Here is a 20,547-nt window from a genome sequence, read left to right as displayed (position 1 = left end):
GGCGCCCCGGCGAGGCCGGGAAGCCTTGATTTCCCTGCCGGTCGCGGGAAAAAGCATCGGTCATGACATCCCACCCCCTTCATCGTCCGGTCTGGAACGCGTTGAACAGCGGCTGGTCCTCCCTGGCGCAGGGGGATGCCCGCGCGCTGCGGATCGATCCGCGTTACGGCCCTTTCGCCGCAGCCGCCGACGAAAGGGCTGAATCGCAGGCCGCGCTGGCGGCATTGGTACCGGAAAGTGGCGAGGCATGGATTGTCGAGCCAGCCCCGGTCGTCGCGCCGCCCGGCACCCGGACGGTGCGGGAAGCCATGCTGGTGCAGATGGTGGCGGAGGCGATCATGGGAGAAGCCTCCTCGATCGAACCATTGCTCCTGACCGAAGACGATGCCGCCGAGATGCGGGCGCTGGCACTGATGACCAAGCCGGGACCGTTCCTGCCCCTCACCCATCGGCTGGGGCGGTTCATCGGGATCCGCGACCGGGGCAAGCTGATCGCCATGGCAGGAGAGCGGATGCGGATGCCCGGCTTTGCCGAGGTGAGCGGGGTCTGCACCCATCCGGAGCACCGGGGCAAGGGCTATGCCAAGGGACTGATGCGGATCGTCGCGCAAGCCATGCTGGAGCGGGGGGAAACGCCCTTCCTCCATGCCTATGCAGCGCATGACGCGACGGTCGCCCTGTACCAGACGCTGGGGTTTCGCGTCCGCGCGAGAATGCACATGCTGGTGGTCGCCGCCGCATGACCTCCGCCGGAAGGATTTAGCGAGCGAGGGCTGCGTTGGGGTCGATGGACCTGATTGCGCTGTCCGGCTGGGCAGGCGCGCCGGAAGCGACCACCATCTCCTTGGCGACATAGACTTCGAATGTCGTGCCCGCTGGCACCCTGGCGCTCCTGCCGCGGACCAGGATCGCCAGGGGCAGGAAGACGATACCCGCGCCGACGGCCCCCAGCGTGCCCGACCTGCCTTTCGCATCGCGCTCGCCGCGCAGGGGAATGGTGAGTTGGCCCGTCCGAAGGCTGGTGACCTGGATATCCAGCTTGCCGGACCGGCCCAGCAGGCCATTGCCGCTCGCGCGGGTGACTTCGCCCGTTACCGGGGTTCCGGCCGCTATGACGGTGATGCCGCCGATGGTGACGGGCCTGGCCACGGCCAGTTCGACCCTGTCGCCCTTATGCGCCGATTTGGAGGAGATGTCCTGGCGGGTTTCCAGAGGGATCGCCATGCCTTCGGGCAGGATCACCGATTGCGCCGACGCCGGGGCGGGGTTCATGAACGGCAAAGCCATGGCGGTCATCGCCAGTGCCCTTGTCCAGCGCTTGCGCAAAGCCGTGATCGTCATGGACATGGTCTTTCGGCAGGGTGTCAGCGGCCAATTTACGCCCCTTGATGGTGGAGCGTCAATGAAACGGATGGCGGCTATGGCCAGTGGCGAACCTATCCTCTCCCGGGGGAGGAAACGCGCGGTTCACGCTATTCCCGATGGAAAGGGTTGGAAGCTCCGCCTTCCATTCCGCGCAAGGAAAAAGGCCGGTGGATTGCTCCACCGGCCTTTCGCCATTTTCGGACAGGAGCAGGAATGCCCTTCTGCCGCGATGAAATGGCGGGTGGGCCTGAACCCACCCGCATCCATCGCTTTAGAAGTCCATGCCGCCCATGCCACCCATGCCGCCGGGCATCGCGGGCGCGCCGGACTTGTCTTCCGGCAGTTCGGCGATGGTGGCTTCGGTGGTGATCAGCAGGCCGGCCACCGAAGCAGCGTCCTGCAGGGCGGCGCGGACGACCTTGGTCGGGTCGATGACGCCAGCGGCGACCAGGTTTTCGTAGGTGTCGGTCGCGGCGTTGAAGCCCTTGGTCTCGTCATTTTCGCGCAGCAGGTTGCCGGCGACGACGGCGCCGTCGACGCCCGCATTCGTGGCGATCTGGCGCAGCGGCGCTTCGATGGCCTTGCGGATGATGTCGATGCCGCGGGTCTGGTCGTCATTGGCGCCCTTGAGGTCCTTGAGGGCCTTGGTCGCGTAGAGGAGGGCCGTGCCGCCACCGGGGACGATGCCTTCTTCCACAGCGGCGCGGGTCGCGTGCAGCGCGTCGTCGACGCGGTCCTTGCGCTCCTTCACCTCGACTTCGGTCGCGCCGCCGACCTTGATGACGGCCACGCCGCCGGCCAGCTTGGCCAGACGCTCCTGCAGCTTTTCACGGTCATAATCGGACGTGGTGGTCTCGATCTGAGCGCGGATCTGCTCGGTGCGGCCCTTGATCGATTCGGCATCACCGGCGCCATCGACGATGGTGGTGTTGTCCTTGTCGATGGTGACGCGCTTGGCGGTGCCGAGCATGCCCAGGGTGACGTTCTCCAGCTTGATGCCCAGATCTTCCGAGATGACTTCGCCCTTGGTCAGGACGGCGATGTCTTCCAGCATGGCCTTGCGGCGGTCGCCGAAGCCCGGAGCCTTGACCGCGGCAACCTTCAGGCCGCCGCGCAGCTTGTTGACGACCAGGGTCGCCAGCGCTTCGCCTTCGATGTCCTCGGCGATGATGAGCAGCGGACGGCCCGACTGCACCACCGCTTCCAGGATCGGCAGGATCGACTGGAGGTTCGACAGCTTCTTCTCGTGGATCAGGATGTAGGGGTCAGCCAGTTCGACCGCCATCTTTTCCGGATTGGTGATGAAGTAGGGCGACAGGTAGCCGCGGTCGAACTGCATGCCCTCGACGACGTCCAGCTCGAAATCGAGACCCTTGGCTTCCTCGACGGTGATCACGCCTTCCTTGCCGACGCGGTCCATGGCTTCGGCGATCTTCTGACCGACTTCGACGTCGCCATTGGCCGAAATGATGCCGACCTGTGCGACTTCGTTCGAACCGGCGACCGGCTTCGAGCGGGCCTTGATGTCCTCGACGACCTTGGCGACGGCGAGGTCGATGCCGCGCTTCAGATCCATCGGGTTCATGCCGGCGGCAACCGACTTCATGCCTTCGCGGACGATCGCCTGGGCCAGGACGGTCGCGGTGGTGGTGCCGTCACCGGCGATGTCGTTGGTCTTCGAAGCGACTTCGCGGACCATCTGGGCGCCCATATTCTCGAACTTGTCCTTCAGTTCGATTTCCTTGGCGACCGAAACGCCGTCCTTGGTGATGCGGGGCGCGCCGAAGCTCTTGTCGATGACGACGTTGCGGCCCTTGGGGCCCAGGGTCACCTTGACCGCGTCGGCCAGGATATCGACACCGCGCAGGATGCGCTCACGGGCGTCGCGGGAGAATTTTACGTCTTTTGCAGCCATGGGTAAAAACCTTCCAGCAAATATGTGTGCGGGGAAATCTTGAGTGGGTCAGGCGACAACGCCCAGCCCGTCGCCTTTAGGCGACAACACCCAGAATGTCCGATTCCTTCATGATCAGCAGGTCTTCACCGTCGACCTTGACTTCGGTGCCGGACCACTTGCCGAACAGGACGCGGTCACCCGCCTTGACGTCCAGCGGGGTCACCTTGCCGTCTTCGGCCTTGATGCCGGTGCCGACGGCGACGATCTCGCCTTCCTGCGGCTTTTCCTTGGCGGTGTCGGGGATGATGATGCCGCCGGCAGTCTTCTCTTCCGCCTCTACGCGGCGAACGAGAACGCGGTCATGCAACGGACGAAATGCCATGTTGTGTGCCTTTCCCTTTTACGACGTTGAATGGGATGGGATGGCCCCGCCCTGAAGCGAATCCAGCTCCCTCTCCCGAATGAACCCGTGCTTGTTAGCACTCTCTATCAGGGAGTGCCAGCGCCGTTTCATATGGATCGGCGAAGCTGGGGGTCAAGATGCGATGAGCGGATTTTTTCGCGTCGTGATGCCATGCGGAGCAGCCACGCTTACGCTTTGGTCAACCCCGGGAAGCTCACTGTTGCAATATTACATCAACGGAAGAAAATCTTACAAACGTCCAACAGTGGTTCGCAAAATTGCTTTACGACCGTAAAAGTAAGCGGCACCTCAGGCAAAGTCCGGCTTTCTCGAAAGGGAAACCGACAGAGGATCGCGCGATGCTTACGCCATAGGCGGGGAGCGCGCACAAACAGGGGAAATTTCAGTCCATGACGAACATGTTCGTTAGGCTGCGCAATGGCGCGGCCCTTTCTACTCTTGCGCTCGCAGCGCTGGGCGGCATGACAGTCGCCCCGGCCATGGCGCAGACGCAGCCGCAGGCATCGACAGGTAGCGATGAAAGCGAAACCATCGTGGTCACGGGATCGCTGTTCCGGCGCACCGACACCGAAACACCATCGCCTGTCACCGTCCTGACGGCACAGGCGCTGGAACGCGCAGGGATCACCACCGCGGCCGACGCGATCCGTTCCGTTTCGGCCGACGGCGCGGGTTCGATCGGCGTCGGTTTCCAGAGCGGCTTTTCCGCGGGCGGTGCGGCGGTCTCGCTTCGCGGCCTTGGCGTATCGTCCACCCTGGTGCTGGTCGACGGCCTGCGTTCCACCAATTTCCCGATCAGCGACGATGGCCATAACAGCTATGTAGACCTGAATTCGATCCCGTTCAGCCTGGTCGAGCGGATCGAGGTGTTGAAGGACGGCGCGTCCTCGACCTACGGTGCGGATGCGATCGGCGGCGTGGTCAACCTGATCCTGAAGAAGCAGTTCACCGGCATTGCGGGTTCCGCAGAAGCCGGCGCGGCCTCTGCCGGGGATGCGGGCCACCAGCGCCTGTCACTCACCGCTGGCTATGGCGACTATCAGGAATCGGGCTTCAACGTCTATATCAACGGCGAATATCAGCGCGACGGCCGGGTCACCAACCACAGCCGCGGCTTTCCCTATAATAATCGCGACCTGACCTCGATCGGCGGCAATGACAATAATGCGGCCGACCATTCACTGACGACGGCCACGCCCAACGCGGTGGTCGTGCGGGTGCGTCAGACCGACCTCAACAATCCGCTGGCCGGATCGCCCACGGCGCTGTCCACCCAGTTCCAGACGCTGAATCTGGCCGATTGCGCGGGCGGCACCTATACGCAGACCAGTTCCACTGTGAATGGCGTGGGCTGCAAGCATAATCTGGAAGACGAATATAACCAGCTTGCCCCACTGCAGCGCAAATGGTCGATCAACGGCCGCGTCAGCCTGCGCCTGTCGGACAATATCGAAGGCTATCTGACGGGCAGCTATTCGAACAGCTATGTCAGCATCAAGAACCAGCCCCGCGCACTGCGCAACACCCAGCCCTATGGCGCCGCGCCATCGCTGGCATCGAGCAATCCGGGCATCGTGCTGCCGGTCTATATCTGTTCGACAGGGGTCAACTGCGCGACGGCGGCGGATCGCCGCCTGAACCCGAACAATCCCTATGCGGCAGCCTTCGCCAACGATCCGAACAATGGCGCCGCCCGCATCTACTATCTGTTCGGCGACATCGCGGCAGGCAGCGAGCGTACCAATGAAGTCTGGCGCTTTGCCAGCGGCCTGAACGGATCGTTCGGCAACGACTGGAACTGGAAGGTCGACGGCGTCTACGCCCGCGACAATCTGGAGATCGTCCAGCACGGCTATCTGAACATCGCCAACACGCTGAACGCGATCAACACGGGCGCCTACAACTTCGTCAATCCGCAGTCGAACAGCCAGGCCGTCCGCGACTTCATCGCGCCGGACAAGACGACCAAATCCTTCTCGGAAATGTACTCGATCGACGCCTCGGTCACGAAGCGGCTGGCCGATCTTCCCGGCGGTCCGCTGATGGTCGCCGTGGGCGGCCAGGTGCGGCATGAGCAGTTGGAGAACAACAACCAGAACGCAGCGCTGGACACCTGGACGCTGACCACCTCCTCGGCGTTCGGCAAGCATACCGTGTCGGCCGCCTATTTCGAAATCCAGGCACCCGTGCTCGACATATTGGAAGTCAACGCATCCGGCCGGTACGACCATTATTCGGAGGGCTTCAGTCACTTCTCCCCGAAGGTCGGCGTCAAGTTCGCACCGATCAAGCAGATCGCGCTTCGCGGCACCTATTCCCAGGGCTTCCGTGCGCCGACCTTCGCCGAATCGGGGGCGCGCAGTCAATATGCGGGCTTCGTCACCACCACCCCGCCCTGCAATTTCATCCTGGCGCATGGTGGCACCGGCACTGCGACGGCCTGCAATGCGAACGGCAATGCCTATAATCTCGCCTATTCGCTGGGCCGTGGCTATGTCGGCAATCCGGACCTGAAGCCGGAAAAGTCGCGCAGCTTCACCCTGGGCGCGATCTTCGAGCCAGTGCGCTGGCTCAGCCTGACGGTCGACTATTATAATGTGAAGAAGTCGGACCTGATCGTCGCCGGGCCGGATTCGAGCAAGGCGATCGCAGCCTATTACGGCGCATCGAACCTGGCGCAGGCCGAAGCTGCCGTCATGGCGGCGGCTCCGGGCTATTCGGTCAACACGGTGGACGCGGTCGATCCGCTCTTCCCCAACGCCCTGCCCCGCCTGCTGATCCTGAACGCGCCGTTCGTGAACGCCAACTATGCGATCACCTCCGGCATCGACGCGTCGGCCACGACGATCATCCCGATCAGCGACAATGTGAAGCTGACCAGCCGTATCGAAGCGACCCATGTCATTCAATATGACCTGCACACCTCCTCGGGTGTCCAGAAATATGCCGGTACGCTTGGCCCCTACGACCTGTCGTCGGGCAACGGCACGCCGGACTGGCGCGGCAACTGGCAGAACACGCTGGAGATCGGCAAGTTCTCCTTCAGCACGACCGCCTATTATGTCGGCAAGATCAAGGGCGTCAGCGCTGACCAGGTCTCGCCTGTCAATGGCGTCTACGACCTCTCCTGCGCCAACGGGCTCTACAAGACGCCCGCCAATGGCAACAAGTTCTGCACCATCAAGCGGTTCATCACCGTGGACATGAACGCGGCGCTGGAGGTCAACGACAATTTCAAGATCTTCGCCAATGTCGGCAATGTGTTCGGCGCCCGCGCGCCGATCGCGCCGCAATCCTACGCAAGCTCGCCCAACTTCCTGACCACCTGGCATTATGCCGGACTGATCGGGCGCACCTTCAAGGCGGGTGCGAGCTTCAAATTCTGATCCTCCGCCAATGGGGGGAGAAAGGGCGGCCTCCCTTGGGCCGCCCTTTTTTATGCGGCTTTCAGGGGGGCGGGTTTTTCCGGGCGATGATGATCCCTACCTAGCGCTGACCGGTGGGCGCCGCTGCCACCCGCCGCCGTTCATTCAAAGTCCTCGAAAGGGATCGCAACGCATGACCGACAGCTATACCCCGCCCCGCGTCTGGACCTGGGACAAGGAGAATGGCGGCGCCTTCGCCAATATCAACCGGCCGATCGCCGGACCGACCCATGACAGGGATCTGCCCGTCGGCAAGCATCCGCTGCAACTCTATTCGCTCGCCACGCCCAATGGGCAGAAGGTGACGATCCTGCTGGAGGAATTGCTGGAGGCGGGCAAAGACGCCGAATATGATGCCTGGCTGATCCGTATCGGCGATGGCGACCAGTTCGGCAGCGGATTCGTGTCGGTCAATCCGAACAGCAAGATTCCCGCGCTGATGGACCATGGCGTATCGCCGCCGCGCCGGGTGTTCGAATCCGGTTCGATCCTGGTCTACCTGGCCGAGAAGTTCGGCGCCTTCCTGCCCACCGATCCGGCCAAGCGCACCGAAACGCTCAATTGGCTGTTCTGGCAGATGGGCAGCGCGCCGCTGCTGGGCGGCGGGTTCGGGCATTTCTTCGCCTATGCGCCCGAGAAGTTCGAATATGCGATCAACCGCTACACCATGGAGGTGAAGCGGCAACTCGACGTGCTGGACCACCATCTGGCGGACAATGACTATATGGCGGGCGACGAATATACGATCGCCGACATGGCGATCTGGCCCTGGTATGGTGGGGTCGTGCTGAACCGGGCCTATGGCGCGGCGGAGTTTCTGGACGCGCAGAGCTACAGCCATGTGCTGCGCTGGGCGGAACGGATCGACGCGCGACCGGCGGTGAAGCGCGGACGGATCGTCAACAAGGCGAGCGGGCCGCTGGAAGAGCAACTGCATGAGCGCCATGACGCCAGCGACTTCCTGACGCGGACGCAGGACAAGCTGGAAGGCGCCGCCTGATGCCGTCGGGCGGCGGGCGCCCTACCCCGCCGCCTTCACGATTTCGGCCCAGGCGGCTTCGTCTATCACTGCGATGCCCAGTGCCGCCGCCTGTTTAAGCTTGGAACCGGCGCCCGGCCCCGCGACCACCAGATCGGTCTTCGCGCTGACCGACCCCGCCGCCTTGGCACCCAGCCGTTCGGCCTGCGCCTTGGCTTCGTCGCGGCTCATGGTTTCGAGCTTGCCGGTGAACACCACCGTCTTGCCGGTCACGGCGCTGGCGGTCGTTTCGACCACATAGTCGGGCGGTGAGACTTCGCCGAGCAGGTCGTTCCAGACCTCCACATTATGCGGTTCATGGAAGAAATCGGCCAGCGCATGGCCGACCGCCGCCCCCACATTCTCGACGCCGATATGTTCCGCGATCGCCTTGTCCAGCCGGTTGCGGAAGCGGCCTTCTTCCTCCCCCTCGGCGGGCAGAATATTCTCGCGCAGGGCGATGATCTCGTTGGCGAGCGCGTGGATGCCGGGCAGCGTCGTATAGCGCTTGAGCAGATCGCGGGCCGTCACCGCGCCGACATGGCGGATGCCCAGGCCGAACAGCAGGCGCGCGGCGTCCGGCTGGCGCTTGGCCTCGATCGCGGCGAGCAGATTGTCGACCGATTTCTCCTTCCATCCCTCCCGGCCGAGCAGGTCGGCACGATGGGCGCGCAGGCGGAAGATGTCGGCCGGTTCCGCGATCCAGCCAAGGTCGAGAAATTCCTGGATGCTCTTTTCCCCCAGCCCCTCGATATCGAGCGCGGCACGGCTGACGAAATGGCGCAGCCGCTCGAAACGCTGGGCGGCGCAGATGAGGCCGCCGGTGCAGCGGATATCGACCTCCCCCTCCTCGCGCACCGCCTCCGACTGGCAGACGGGGCAATGGTCGGGGAAGAGGAACGGTTCGCGCGGCTGGTCGCGGGTCAGATTGTCCACCACCTGCGGGATGACGTCGCCCGCGCGCTGGACGACGATGCGGTCGCCGGGGCGGACGCCCAGCCGGGCGATCTCGTCTGCATTGTGCAGCGTGACGTTGGAGACGACGACGCCGCCCACGGTGACGGGCGTCAGGCGGCCCACGGGAGTGAGCTTGCCGGTGCGGCCGACCTGGATGTCGATCGCCTCCAGCGTGGTCTGGGCGCGTTCGGCGGGGAATTTGTGGGCGATGGCCCAGCGCGGGGCCTTGGCGACGAAGCCCAGGCGCTGCTGCCAGTCGAGCCGGTCGACCTTGTAGACCACGCCGTCGATGTCGAAGGGCAGGTCGGCGCGGGCGGCTTCGATGGCGCGATAATGGGCGATCAGCGCATCCAGCGTGTCGACGCGGGTCAGGCGGTCGGAAACGGGCAAGCCCCAACCGGCGATCGCCTGCATGACGCCGAGCTGGGTATCCGCGGGCAGCCCGCTGACCTCGCCCCAGCCATGGGCCAGGAAGCGCAGCGGGCGGCTGGCGGTCACGGTGGCGTCCTTCTGGCGCAGCGAACCGGCGGCGGCATTGCGCGGATTGGCGAACTGGCGGGCCTTTTCCGGGTCGTCGGCTTCGGCCAGCAGCCGTTCGTTGAGCGCGACGAAGTCGGCCTTGGCCATATAGACCTCCCCCCGGACTTCGAAGAGATCGGGGATCGCGGCACCGGTCAGGCGCTCCGGAATGTCGCCGATGGTGCGGACATTGGCGGTGACATCCTCGCCGGTGGTGCCGTCGCCGCGCGTGGCAGCCAGCACCAGTTCGCCCCTTTGATAACGGAGCGAACAGGACAGGCCATCGATCTTCGGTTCGGCCGTCAGCGCGACGGGCGCGTCTTCGGGCAGCGCCAGGAAGCGGCGCACGCGGGCGATGAATTCGGCGATATCCTCGTCCGCAAAGCCGTTGTCGAGGCTCATCATGCGGATGGCGTGCTGCACCTTCTTCAGCGCCGATGTGGGGGCGGCGCCGACCTGCGCATTGGGCGAATCGCCACGGATCAGGTGCGGGAACGCCGCCTCCAGCGCATTATTTTCACGGACCAGCGCGTCATAATCGGCGTCCGCTATCTCCGGCTCGTCCTGGTCGTGATAGAGCCGGTTGTGGCGGGCAATCTCCCGCGCCAGGCGCATCAGGCGGTTGGCGGCTTCGGCTTCGCTCATATGGGCAGGATCGGTCATGCGCCTGTCTTTAACGCCAGCCTCCGGCGGCGGGTAGCCGCAATTCGAGCGGGATCGACTGCGGCACCGGAGTCAGCAGGATCGCGAGGCCCGCGAGCAGGCCCAGAACAGCCCAGGCATAGCGTTTGGCGCGCAGATCGAAGGCGGCCCGGATCAGGCAGAAGAGGCCGCCGAGCAGCATGGCGATGACATAGATATTCACGTTCAGACTCCGGCCACGGGCACGGTTTCGAAATGCTGGGGGAAGCCCGCAATGATCGGGCGGGCCTTGGCGATGGCGGCGCGGACGGCGGGGAGCCTGAGCGAGGCCGCGTGGCTTTCGCAGCTGTCCCAGACTTCGGTGATCCAGAGCGCGTCCGGGTTCGCCGCGTCGAGCGCGATGACATAGGAGAGGCAGCCCGGCATGGCGCCGGTCGCTTGGCTGAGATAGCCGAGCAGTTCGTCGCGCTTGCCGGGTTGGGCGAGCATCTGGCCGATCAGGCCGAATTTGGGCTGGGCTTCCTGCGCCAAGGCGGGGACGACGCTGACGGCGAAGCCTGCGGTAGTGAGCCTGAGCATGTCTCTGCGAGAGGGGAGGCCTCGCGCATTTTCCCTTCCACCAGCCTGCGGCTGGTCCCCCTCTCCATCTTTCGACGGGATGGACTGTTCATGGCCCGTCATGAACCGATCTCCTATGATTTCTCCAGCAATCTTTCCGCCTGGGCGCGGGCCTCGGCGGTGATTTCCGTGCCGGAGAGCATCCGCGCGATTTCCTCGCGCCGTTCGCCGTCGCTCAACCTGTGGACGCCGGTTCGCGTCACCGTGCCGTCGCTCGATTTCGCGATCAGCATATGGCCCGCCCCCCGCGCCGCCACCTGCGGACTGTGGGTGACGACGAGGATCTGGTTGGTGCGCGACAGGCGCGCCAGACGATCGCCAATGGCGGAGGCGACGGCGCCCCCTACCCCGCGGTCGATCTCGTCGAAGATCAGCGTGTCCGCGCCGCCCTGCTCGGCCAGCGCGACCTTGAGCGCCAGGATGAAGCGGGAAAGTTCGCCCCCGCTCGCGATCTTGACCAGCGGAGCGAAGGGCGCGCCGGGATTGGTGGAGATTTCGAACTCCACCCGGTCCATGCCATGCACGCCCCATTGCCCCTCCTCCTGCGGCGCGACCACCGTGCGGAAACGGGCGGCGTCGAGCTTCAGCGGCGCGAGTTCGGCGGCAACGGCGGCGTCCAGCTTGCCCGCCGCCGTCTGGCGTTCGCCGGACAGGGCCTGGGCGGCCTGACGATAGATGGCGGCCTTCGCCTTCACCTCGGCCTCGAGGGCGGCGAGATGTTCCTCTCCCCCTTCGATCGCGGCCAGTTTAGCGGCCATCTCGTCGCGCAGGGCGGCCAGCTCGTCCGGTGCGACCTGATGCTTGCGCGCCAATCCGCGCAGGTCGAACAGGCGGGTTTCGATCGCATCCAGACGGGCGGGGTCGAAACTGAGGGCTTCCGCCGCTTCGTTCAGCCGATCCTCGGCCTCGCTGGCTTCGATGACGGCGCGGTCGAGCGCGGCCAGGACTTCGGCCAGCGGCTCATATTCGCCGGCGATGCGGTCAAGGCGACGGGCGGCCTGGCGCAACTGGGCAAGGCCGCCATCGGAGCCGGTGAAACATTCGGTGACGGCGACGAGATCGTCGGCAAGGCGCGCGCCCTTCTGCATGGTCGCGCGCTCCCCGGCCAAAACCTCCTCCTCCCCGGCTTCGGGCGCGAAGCGGGTGAGTTCGTCCACCGCATGGGTCAGATAATCGCGGTCGCGGGCGGCACTTTGGACGGCTTCACGGCTTTCCGTCAGGCGGTCGGCGGCGGCGCGCCAGGCGTGATAGGCGCCGCTGACCGCGCCCGTGTCGCATCGGCCATAGGCGTCGAGCAAGGCCCGGTGGCCGCGCGGGTTCAGCAGGCCGCGATCGTCATGCTGGCCGTGGATTTCGACCAGCGCACTGCCAAGGTCGCGCAGCAGGGCCGCCGAACAGGCCTGATCGTTGATGAAGGCGCGGCTGCCGCCGTCCGCCTTCACGGTGCGGCGGATGATGAGCGGCTCGCCCGGCTCCAGATCGATGCCATTGCCGGCCAGCAGATCATGGGCGCGATGGTCGGCATCGGGCGTGTCGAAGGTCGCGGTGACGCTGGCCTGCGCCTCCCCGTTGCGGACAAGGCCGCTGTCGGCGCGGGCGCCCAGCGCCAGCCCCAGCGAATCGAGCAGGATCGACTTGCCCGCGCCCGTCTCCCCGGTCAGCACGCCCAGGCCCGGCCCGAAATCCAGGTCCAGTGCCTCGATCAGCACGACATTGCGGATGGAGAGATTGGTCAGCAAGACGCGCTGCTCCCCCCTCCCGCAGGCAGGAGGGGCCGGGTGTGAACATGCCGCGCCAGCGGCGCCGGTCCAGGCAAGGTAGGAATGTTCGCTTCGCTCACGGCCCACCCCTGACCCCTACCGCCTGCGGAGGGGGATAAGTTCAGCTTAAACCTTGTTCGGATGTTCCCGCATCAGCTTGTAGCTGCGCTCATACCATTTGGAGCCGGGATAATTCTTGCCCAGCACGGCGGCGGCCTTCTGCGCTTCGGCGGGGATGCCGAGCGAAAGATAGGATTCGACCAGACGTTCCAGCGCTTCGGGCGTATGGGTGGTCGTCTGATATTTGTCGATCACCGTGCGGAAGCGCAGCGTGGCGGCCAGCCACTGGCCACGGCGCTGGTAGAAGCGGCCGATCTCCATCTCCTTGCCCGCCAGGTGATCGTTGACGAGGTCGAGCTTCAGCCGCGCGTCGGCGGCGTAGCGCGTATCGGGATAGCGGCGGATCAGTTCGCCCAGCGCGTCCAGCGACTGCTGCGTGATCTTCTGGTCGCGGGTGACGTCGGCAATCTGCTCATAATAGCAGAGCGCGATCAGATAATAGGCGTAGGGCGCGTCCTTGTTACCCGTGTGGATCGACAGGAAGCGCTGCGCCGCGCTGATCGATTCCGGATAATCCTTGTTCATATAATAGCTGAAGGCGGACATGAGCTGCGCCCGGCGCGCCCAGGGCGAATAGGGATGCTGGCGCTCCACCTCGTCGAACAGGGCGGCGGCGAGCTTGTACTGGCCGCGATCCAGCCGGTATTTGCCCGCATTGTAGAGCGTGGACACGTCGCGGGCGACATATTGGGTGTCGGACTTGTTCTTCGATGTTGCGCAACCGGCAAGCAGGGCGGCGAGCAGAAGCGGTGCGGTGGCCGCGCCGATGCGCGTCATGGTTTTCGTCAGCATGGCCCGGGTCATAGCCGAGCCAATGCGCCTCGCCAAGCGCCAGAATGTCGGATGCGTATCTGGCGCGTAAACTCATGCATGGCGCGTGCGAGGCAGGTCGAGCCGGGCGATCGCGCCACCCTGCGCCGCGGGTTGCAAGGTGAAGCGGCCGTTGATCTGGTTGGCCAGCGCGTTCGAGATGCGCAGGCCCAGGCTCTGGCCGCCGCAGGGTTCGAAATCGGGCGCTATGCCCTTGCCATCGTCCGTGATGCGGAGCGTCAGCCCTTCGCCCGCCGCCTCGAGCGCGACGTGGATATGACCGCCCCGGTGCGGCAGGCCATGTTCGATGGCGTTGCTGACCGCCTCCGTCACGATCAGCGCCATGGGGACGACGATATCGGATTCGAGGCTGAGCCCCGCGGGCGCATCGACGGTCAGCACGATATCCTCGCGCCCGGCCGCTTCCATGATGTCGGCGGTGAGCGTAGCGAGGAACGCGCCGATATTCTGCCCCTCCCCGGAAGGATTGTAGAGGGCGCGGCTGATGCGCCCCACCAGCGCCAGCCGGGCGGAGGCGTCGTCCAACGCGCGGCGGGCCAGGTCATGATCGACATGTCGGCGCTGGAGCGAGAGCATCGCCGCCACCACCTGAAGATTGTTGGACACGCGATGTTGCAGTTCGTGGAACAGCAATTCGCGGTTTTCCGCCAGCGTGCGGCTTCTTTCCCGTTCGATCGCGAGGTTGAAATTCGCCCGCTGCAGGAAATGGATGAGGGCGATGTCGACCGCGACGACGATGCCATAGAAGCCCAAAGCCGCGATCACGCCGGGATTGATGGCAAAGCCCATGCGCGGCGGCATGAAGAAATACCAGGACAGGACACCACAGAGCAGGGCCGCATAAATGCCCGGCCGCACGCCGAAGAGGAAGGAGGAGAGAATGACGGCGGGAAAGAAGGACACGAAGGGATAGCCGACCGGCATCACGATTTCCGCCAGGCTGCGAAGCCCCAGCGCAATCAGGCAGAAGATGGTGGTCAGCAGATAGGTATAGCGGGACCGGCGCAGCACCAGCGGCAGACGCTCGACGAATTTTTCGTTGCTGCGCTGCATCTGCCCCCCAAACCTTTTGTTACAGTAACATAACTTTCGTCCGCGCCAATTGATTCAGATCAGGAAAGTCCCGGTCCACAAAAAAAGGCGCCCGGACCGGCCGGGCGCCCCTTTTCCTGTTCGGCGATGTGCCGCGCGATCAGTCCTGGGTCAGGAAGTCGGGCAGGCCGGCATTGCCGCCATCGTCATTGCCCTTGTCGCCGCGCGGGCCACGGTCGCGACGGGGACCACGATCACCGCGATCACCACCGCGACCGCCACGATCGCCGCCGTCACGGCGCGGGCCGCGGCCACGGTCGCCCCGATCCCCACGACCTTCGCCGCGATCACCACGGGGTTCGCGCGGGGGACGGGTATCTTCCAGTTCCTCGCCGGTTTCCTGGTCGACGACGCGCATCGACAGGCGAACCTTGCCGCGCGGATCGATCTCCAGCACCTTGACCTTCACTTCCTGGCCTTCCGACACGACGTCGGTCGGCTTTTCGACGCGTTCATTCTTCATTTCGGAGACGTGGACGAGGCCGTCCTTGCCGCCCATGAAGTTCACGAACGCACCGAAATCGACGATGTTGACGACCTTGCCGGTGTAGATCTTGCCGACTTCCGCTTCCTCGACGATGCCGAGAATCCACTTCTTGGCGGCCTCGATCTGGCCGAGGTCGGACGAGCTGATCTTGATGATCCCTTCGTCGTCGATGTCGACCTTGGCGCCGGTTTCCGCGACGATCTCGCGGATGACCTTGCCGCCGGTGCCGATAACGTCGCGGATCTTCGACTTGTCGATCTGGATCGTCTCGATGCGCGGGGCATGGGCCGACAGCTCGGTGCGGGTCGAGGACAGCGCCTTGCTCATCTCACCCAGAATATGGGCGCGGCCCTCCTTCGCCTGACGCAGCGCGACTTCGAAGATTTCCTGCGTGATGCCGGCAACCTTGATGTCCATCTGCATGGTGGTGATGCCCGCTTCGGTGCCCGCCACCTTGAAGTCCATGTCGCCCAGATGATCCTCGTCGCCCAGAATGTCGCTCAGGACCGCGAAATTCTTGCCTTCCAGGATCAGGCCCATGGCGATGCCCGACACCGGGCGCTTCAGCGGAACGCCCGCGTCCATCATCGAGAGCGAACCGCCGCAGACCGTCGCCATCGAGGACGAGCCGTTGGACTCGGTGATGTCGCTGAGGACGCGGATGGTGTAGGGGAATTCTTCCTTGCTCGGCAGGACCGGGTGCAGGGCGCGCCATGCCAGCTTGCCATGGCCGACTTCGCGACGGCCCGGCGCGCCGAAGCGGCCGACTTCACCCACCGAATAGGGCGGGAAGTTATAGTGCAGCATGAAGCTTTCATAATGAACGCCGGTCAGGCCGTCGATCATCTGCTCGGCGTCCTTGGTGCCCAGCGTCGTGGTGCAGATGGACTGCGTTTCGCCACGGGTGAACAGGGCCGAACCATGGGTGCGCGGCAGGAAGCCGACCATCGCCTCGATCGGGCGGATCTGGGTGGTGGTGCGGCCGTCGATGCGCTTGCCGTCCTTCAGGATGGCGCCGCGGACGATTTCCGCTTCCAGCTTCTTGGTCAGCTTGATGCCGGCCATGACGGTCTGGGCGTCCAGGCCTTCCTCGGTGAAGAAAGCCTTCGCCTTGGCGCGGGCTTCATTGAGCGCATTGGAGCGGGCCGACTTGTCGGTCAGCTTGTAGGCGGCCGTGATGTCCTTGCCGATCAGCTTCTTGAGCTTCTTCTTGAGGTCGTCCAGATCGTCGCCCTTGGCGACATCCCACGGATCCTTCGCAGCCTTCTCGGCCAGCTCGATGATCGCTTCTACGACCTTCTTCGACGCGTCATGCGCGAACAGGACGGCGCCGAGCATCACGTCTTCCGAAAGCTCCCTGGCTTCGGATTCGACCATCATCACCGCATTGTGGGTGGCGGCGACGACGAGGTCGAGTTCGCCGGTCTTCACTTCGTCCAGCGACGGGTTCAGCTGATATTCGCCATCCTTGTAACCGACGCGGGCAGCGCCGATCGGACCGAGGAAAGGCACGCCCGACAGGGTCAGCGCGGCCGAGGCGGCGATCATCGCCACGATATCGGGCTCGCTTTCGCCATCGAAGCTCAGAACCTGAGCGATGACGTTGATTTCATTATAGAAACCTTCGGGGAAGAGCGGGCGGACCGGGCGGTCGATCAGGCGGGAAACCAGCGTTTCCTTTTCCGTGGCGCCGCGCTCACGCTTGAAGAAGCCGCCGGGGATGCGGCCGGCAGCGGAATATTTTTCCTGATAGTGGACGGTCAGCGGGAAGAAGTCCTGCCCTTCCTTCACCGACTTGGCGGCGGTCACGGCGCACAGCACCACGGTCTCGCCATAGGTCGCCAGCACGGCAGCGTCGGCCTGACGCGCAATGCGGCCGGTTTCGAGCGTTAGGGTCTTGCCGCCCAGCTCGATTGATACCTTCTTTACATCGAACATTGGTTTTTTCCTTCGCCCGCGCGGCCCTATTGCCGGGCGGGGCCTGTGTTGCGCGCTATCCGGCGCGCGGCGGTTTCGGAGCATCGTCTGGCCCCTTGGACGGAACAGGTCGCCGAATTGCGCCTCTTCCGGAATCGGAAACGGCCCCGCTTGGGGGCCGTCCCTTCTATAGCAGGCTTACTTGCGCAGGCCCAGCTTGGTGATGAGGTCGGTGTAGCGACCCGCATCCTTCTTCTTGAGATAGTCCAGCAGCGAACGGCGCTTGTTGACCAGCATCAGCAGGCCGCGACGGCTGTGGTTATCCTTGTGGTGACCCTTGAAATGCTCGGTCAGGTTGGCGATACGCTCCGAGAGGATCGCAACCTGGACTTCCGGCGAACCGGTATCGCCCTCGGCGCGGGCATGTTCCTTGATCAGCGCTTCCTTGCGCTCTGCAGTAATCGACATCGGCTTCCTTTCGTAACATCTAGAGATTGAAGCCGCGCACCACCCTGAATTCAGGGCCACTGGCCTCCACCAGCGCGACCGGCGTTTCGCCTTCCATCGCCAGCAGGAGACCGGTATGCGGTTTCCCCACGAGCACCTTCCCTTGTCGGAGAGCCAGCGCATCGTCGGGAGAGACGGGCAGAGCCGGGATGTCGTCCAGCCCCGCCGTCAACGGCAGCATAAGACCGCCGAAGCCGCCGCCCCTAGCAGCTTCGTCCAATTTGTCCAGCGAAATCGCCGAGTCCAGCGTGAAGGGTCCAGCCTTGATGCGGCGGAGCATGGTGACATGGCCGACCGTGCCGACCGCCAGCGCCAGGTCGCGCGCAAGGCTGCGGATATAGGTGCCCTTGGAGACATGGGCGGTGAGGGTGACGGAGGCCAGCCCCTCCCCTTCCGGCTCCTGCCCCTGGATGGAGAGCGCATGGATGGTGACGGCGCGCGTCTTCATCGCCACATCCTGCCCGGCGCGGGCCAGGTCATAGGCGCGCTGGCCATCGATCAATATGGCGGAATAAGCGGGCGGAGCCTGCGCGACCGGCCCGGTGAAGCGCGGCAGCACGGCCTTCACGTCGGCCAGTGTCGGGCGATGGTCGCTGGACACAACCTCCTTGCCCTCCAGGTCCAGCGTATCGGTCTGTACGCCGAACCGGCAGGTGAAATCATAGATCTTGTCGCTGTCGAGCATCCGCCCGGCCAGCTTGGTCGCCTCCCCGACGGCGATCGGCAGTACCCCGGTCGCCAGCGGATCGAGCGTGCCCCCATGGCCGACCTTCCACTTTCCCGCTCCACTCTGACGAAGGGCGCGCTTTACCGCGCTCACCGCCTGCGTCGAGCCAAGGCCAAGGGGTTTGTCGAGAATGATCCAGCCATGCATGGCCGCGGCCTTAGAGCATCGCGCGCAAAAGTGGGAACCGGTTTTGCGCAAAAAGCGATGCGGTCAATCAGGGCCTCGAAGAGGCCGCCCCTTGTCAGCCTTTCTTCCCGGCCTTGACGGGCGGGCCGTCGCTCTGGACGAAGCTGACGATCGGGCAGCGCTGGCCCCGCACGATCACCGTCCCGAACCTGTCGAGCGTATCGATGCCGCGCGTCTCGAAGCCCACCGCATTGGCGAAGGGCAGGTCATAGCAGTTGCCCATCAGCGTCGCATAATACCAGTGGCGATGCTGGTCCTGCACATAAAGGCCGCGCGAGCCGTCGGCCTGCCAGTTCCAGACCCCGCCATGGTTGATGAAAGGGATCGAGGCTTCGGCCTTGGGCTGCACCGGCGCGGCGGACAGGGCGCCGCCCGCGATCAGCAGCGGCGCGGCCAGCAGGGCGATCATGGTCTTCATGATACTTCTCCAGCTTCAAATGAGCAGAACCCCCGGCTGCTCCACTCCTTTGACGCCAAGATAGGGAATGAACCGCCCGATTGGGAGGCGGACGCGACAGTTTAAGACAAATCTGCCCGGCTCAGGCGGACCGCCGCTCGACGAAATGGCGGCGGCAAAGGGCGACATAACGGTCGTTGCCGCCGATCTCGGTCTGCTCGCCTTCGCGGATGGGGCGGCCCTGAGCGTCCACACGCAGGTTCATGATCGCCTTGCGCCCACAGTCGCAGATCGTCTTGATCTCGGTCAGCGTGTCGGCAAGGCCCAGCAGCGAGGCGCTGCCCTCGAACAGTTCGCCCTGAAAATCGGTGCGGATGCCGTAGCAGAGAACGGGAATGCTCAATCGGTCGCAGACCGCCGCCAGTTGCCAGACCTGCACCGCGTTCAGGAACTGCGCCTCGTCCACCAGTACGCAGGAAAGCGGAGTCCGGCCATGCTGGGTTGCAATGGCCGCGAAAAGATCTGTTCCGCCATCGAACAGATGCGCCTGCGCCTCCAGCCCGATGCGGGAAACGATGCGCCCCTGCCCGTAGCGGTCGTCGATCGCCGCGGTCCACAGCATGGTTTCCATGCCCCGCTCGCGATAGTTGAAGCTCGATTGCAGCAGGGTGGTCGATTTCCCCGCATTCATCGAGCTATAATAGAAATAGAGCTTCGCCATCCGTCAGCGCGCCATGGGGGCGACTTGCTTGAGGAAACGCACCAGCGCATCGGCCAGGGCGATCCGCTTGTCGGAAAAACTGTGGTCGGTCGGCCAGACCATCAACCGCGTATCGGGATTGGCCGACTGGGCGTCGGCCGTCACCTTGCGCGCCATGGCGCCGATCCCGCGCTCCGCGCCGATGATGGTGAGCGGGCGGCGGCCATAGCCGACCAGCTGGCGGCCAAGGTCGAATTTCTCGCCATTGCCCCGGATTTCACCGGTCAGACTGTCATAGGTCGCACCCTTGAGCGGCGGCAGGTCGCTTGCGACTTCGGCCTTCCATGCGGCTTCGCCTTCCGGAGTCGACAGCGCGGCGACGGTCTGCGCCGGGTCCCAGGGGTCGATCAGGAACAAACCCGCCACATGGGGTTCTGCGGCGGCGACATCGGCGGCCATGAAACCGCCCATGCTGTGCCCCGCAACAACGATCGCGCTGGTATCGATGCGATATCTGGCGACCGTCCCCGATTGCTGGAGATATTGCAGCGCGTTCCACGCATCTTCCGAGGCGTGGGTGAAGGAGAAGGTGCCGGGACTGCCCCAGGAGCCGCGATAATGGAGGGTCAGCACATTCCATCCGGCGCGGCGGGCGGCTTGCGCCAGGTCCAGATTCTGCTCATTGCCGGGGAAGCCGTGCAACAGCAGCAGCGTGGGATGCAGGCCCGCTCCGGCAGCGGTGTAGAGAACCGCGTTCAGCGCGCCGTCCTCGGAGGGGATCACGAAGGCGCTCATGCCCGCAGGATAGCTGGCATCGGGCGCCGGATCGGCGATGACGGCGGGATGGATCGGGTTTTCCCTCGCCGCTGCGGGGGCGGCCAGCGCCAGCAATGCGCCCGCCAGAATGCCGATCTTCTTCATGCGCCTTGCCCCCTTCAAACCGTTCGCGGGATAGACG

The 20,547-nt window shown here is 64.7% G+C and carries 18 protein-coding genes; 3 read left to right on the top strand and 15 right to left on the bottom strand.

Translation table 11 applies throughout. The annotated features are described in order from the left end of the window. Nucleotides 1-62 precede the first annotated feature (62 nt). On the top strand, nt 63-743 hold the full coding sequence (locus tag MJ601_RS06420; RefSeq protein ID WP_242124522.1) for a GNAT family N-acetyltransferase: 681 nt from the start codon (nt 63-65) through the stop codon (nt 741-743). Nucleotides 744-759: 16 nt separating this feature from the next. Here MJ601_RS06420 and MJ601_RS06415 read toward each other — a convergent pair whose 3' ends face one another. From MJ601_RS06415 to groES, 3 genes are all read right to left on the bottom strand, one after another. Beyond that, the gene (locus tag MJ601_RS06415; protein WP_242124520.1) at nt 760-1,341 is read right to left on the bottom strand and encodes a hypothetical protein; all 582 of its coding nucleotides are present in this window, start codon (nt 1,339-1,341) and stop codon (nt 760-762) included. A 295-nt stretch (nt 1,342-1,636) separates the two neighbouring features. Next, nucleotides 1,637-3,280 (bottom strand): chaperonin GroEL, encoded by a 1,644-nt coding sequence (groL, locus tag MJ601_RS06410; protein WP_242124516.1) that lies wholly within the window; start codon nt 3,278-3,280, stop codon nt 1,637-1,639. A 76-nt stretch (nt 3,281-3,356) separates the two neighbouring features. Next, nucleotides 3,357-3,644, bottom strand: a complete 288-nt coding sequence (gene groES / locus MJ601_RS06405; RefSeq protein ID WP_066558920.1) for a co-chaperone GroES — start codon at nt 3,642-3,644, stop codon at nt 3,357-3,359. A 431-nt stretch (nt 3,645-4,075) separates the two neighbouring features. Between groES and MJ601_RS06400 the strand changes: the two genes are divergently transcribed. Both MJ601_RS06400 and yghU read left to right on the top strand, forming a co-directional pair. Then, entirely contained in the window at nt 4,076-7,072 is a 2,997-nt protein-coding gene (locus MJ601_RS06400; protein WP_242124514.1) for a TonB-dependent receptor, read from the top strand. Nucleotides 7,073-7,244: 172 nt separating this feature from the next. After that, nucleotides 7,245-8,111 (top strand): glutathione-dependent disulfide-bond oxidoreductase, encoded by an 867-nt coding sequence (yghU, locus tag MJ601_RS06395; RefSeq protein ID WP_242124512.1) that lies wholly within the window; start codon nt 7,245-7,247, stop codon nt 8,109-8,111. A 21-nt stretch (nt 8,112-8,132) separates the two neighbouring features. Here the strand turns inward: yghU and ligA are convergent, their stop codons facing one another. The 12 genes from ligA to MJ601_RS06335 form a co-directional block, all read right to left on the bottom strand. Further along, on the bottom strand, nt 8,133-10,268 hold the full coding sequence (ligA, locus tag MJ601_RS06390) for an NAD-dependent DNA ligase LigA (RefSeq protein ID WP_242124510.1): 2,136 nt from the start codon (nt 10,266-10,268) through the stop codon (nt 8,133-8,135). Nucleotides 10,269-10,278: 10 nt separating this feature from the next. Beyond that, the gene (locus tag MJ601_RS06385) at nt 10,279-10,470 is read right to left on the bottom strand and encodes a hypothetical protein (RefSeq protein ID WP_242124508.1); all 192 of its coding nucleotides are present in this window, start codon (nt 10,468-10,470) and stop codon (nt 10,279-10,281) included. 2 nt (nt 10,471-10,472) lie between these two features. Next, nucleotides 10,473-10,826 (bottom strand): putative quinol monooxygenase, encoded by a 354-nt coding sequence (locus MJ601_RS06380; RefSeq protein ID WP_242124506.1) that lies wholly within the window; start codon nt 10,824-10,826, stop codon nt 10,473-10,475. A 113-nt stretch (nt 10,827-10,939) separates the two neighbouring features. Beyond that, the gene (gene recN, locus MJ601_RS06375) at nt 10,940-12,604 is read right to left on the bottom strand and encodes a DNA repair protein RecN (protein ID WP_242124504.1); all 1,665 of its coding nucleotides are present in this window, start codon (nt 12,602-12,604) and stop codon (nt 10,940-10,942) included. A gap of 147 nt (nt 12,605-12,751) precedes the next feature. After that, nucleotides 12,752-13,537: an outer membrane protein assembly factor BamD gene (locus MJ601_RS06370; protein ID WP_242124502.1), complete on the bottom strand. Its 786-nt coding sequence runs from the start codon at nt 13,535-13,537 to the stop codon at nt 12,752-12,754. A 72-nt stretch (nt 13,538-13,609) separates the two neighbouring features. Next, on the bottom strand, nt 13,610-14,629 hold the full coding sequence (locus tag MJ601_RS06365) for a sensor histidine kinase (RefSeq protein WP_242124500.1): 1,020 nt from the start codon (nt 14,627-14,629) through the stop codon (nt 13,610-13,612). A 139-nt stretch (nt 14,630-14,768) separates the two neighbouring features. Then, nucleotides 14,769-17,093 carry a polyribonucleotide nucleotidyltransferase gene (gene pnp / locus MJ601_RS06360; protein WP_242124498.1) on the bottom strand — a complete coding sequence of 775 codons (2,325 nt, stop codon included), beginning with the start codon at nt 17,091-17,093 and terminating at the stop codon, nt 14,769-14,771. 177 nt (nt 17,094-17,270) lie between these two features. After that, entirely contained in the window at nt 17,271-17,540 is a 270-nt protein-coding gene (gene rpsO, locus MJ601_RS06355; protein ID WP_242124496.1) for a 30S ribosomal protein S15, read from the bottom strand. Between the two features lie 19 nt (nt 17,541-17,559). Continuing rightward, nucleotides 17,560-18,453 carry a tRNA pseudouridine(55) synthase TruB gene (gene truB / locus MJ601_RS06350; RefSeq protein ID WP_242124494.1) on the bottom strand — a complete coding sequence of 298 codons (894 nt, stop codon included), beginning with the start codon at nt 18,451-18,453 and terminating at the stop codon, nt 17,560-17,562. 94 nt (nt 18,454-18,547) lie between these two features. Further along, on the bottom strand, nt 18,548-18,910 hold the full coding sequence (locus tag MJ601_RS06345) for a DUF6491 family protein (protein ID WP_242124492.1): 363 nt from the start codon (nt 18,908-18,910) through the stop codon (nt 18,548-18,550). A 121-nt stretch (nt 18,911-19,031) separates the two neighbouring features. Further along, the gene (locus tag MJ601_RS06340) at nt 19,032-19,610 is read right to left on the bottom strand and encodes a thymidine kinase (RefSeq protein WP_242124490.1); all 579 of its coding nucleotides are present in this window, start codon (nt 19,608-19,610) and stop codon (nt 19,032-19,034) included. A gap of 3 nt (nt 19,611-19,613) precedes the next feature. Further along, nucleotides 19,614-20,510, bottom strand: coding sequence for an alpha/beta hydrolase (locus tag MJ601_RS06335; protein ID WP_242124488.1), 897 nt, complete (start codon nt 20,508-20,510; stop codon nt 19,614-19,616). Nucleotides 20,511-20,547 lie beyond the last annotated feature (37 nt).

Origin of the sequence: Sphingobium trunci (genome assembly GCF_022664535.1) — a bacterium.
GTDB lineage: Bacteria > Pseudomonadota > Alphaproteobacteria > Sphingomonadales > Sphingomonadaceae > Sphingobium.
The sequence above is the reverse complement of the archived record's forward strand: the minus strand, read 5'-3'. Positions and strand labels throughout refer to the sequence as shown.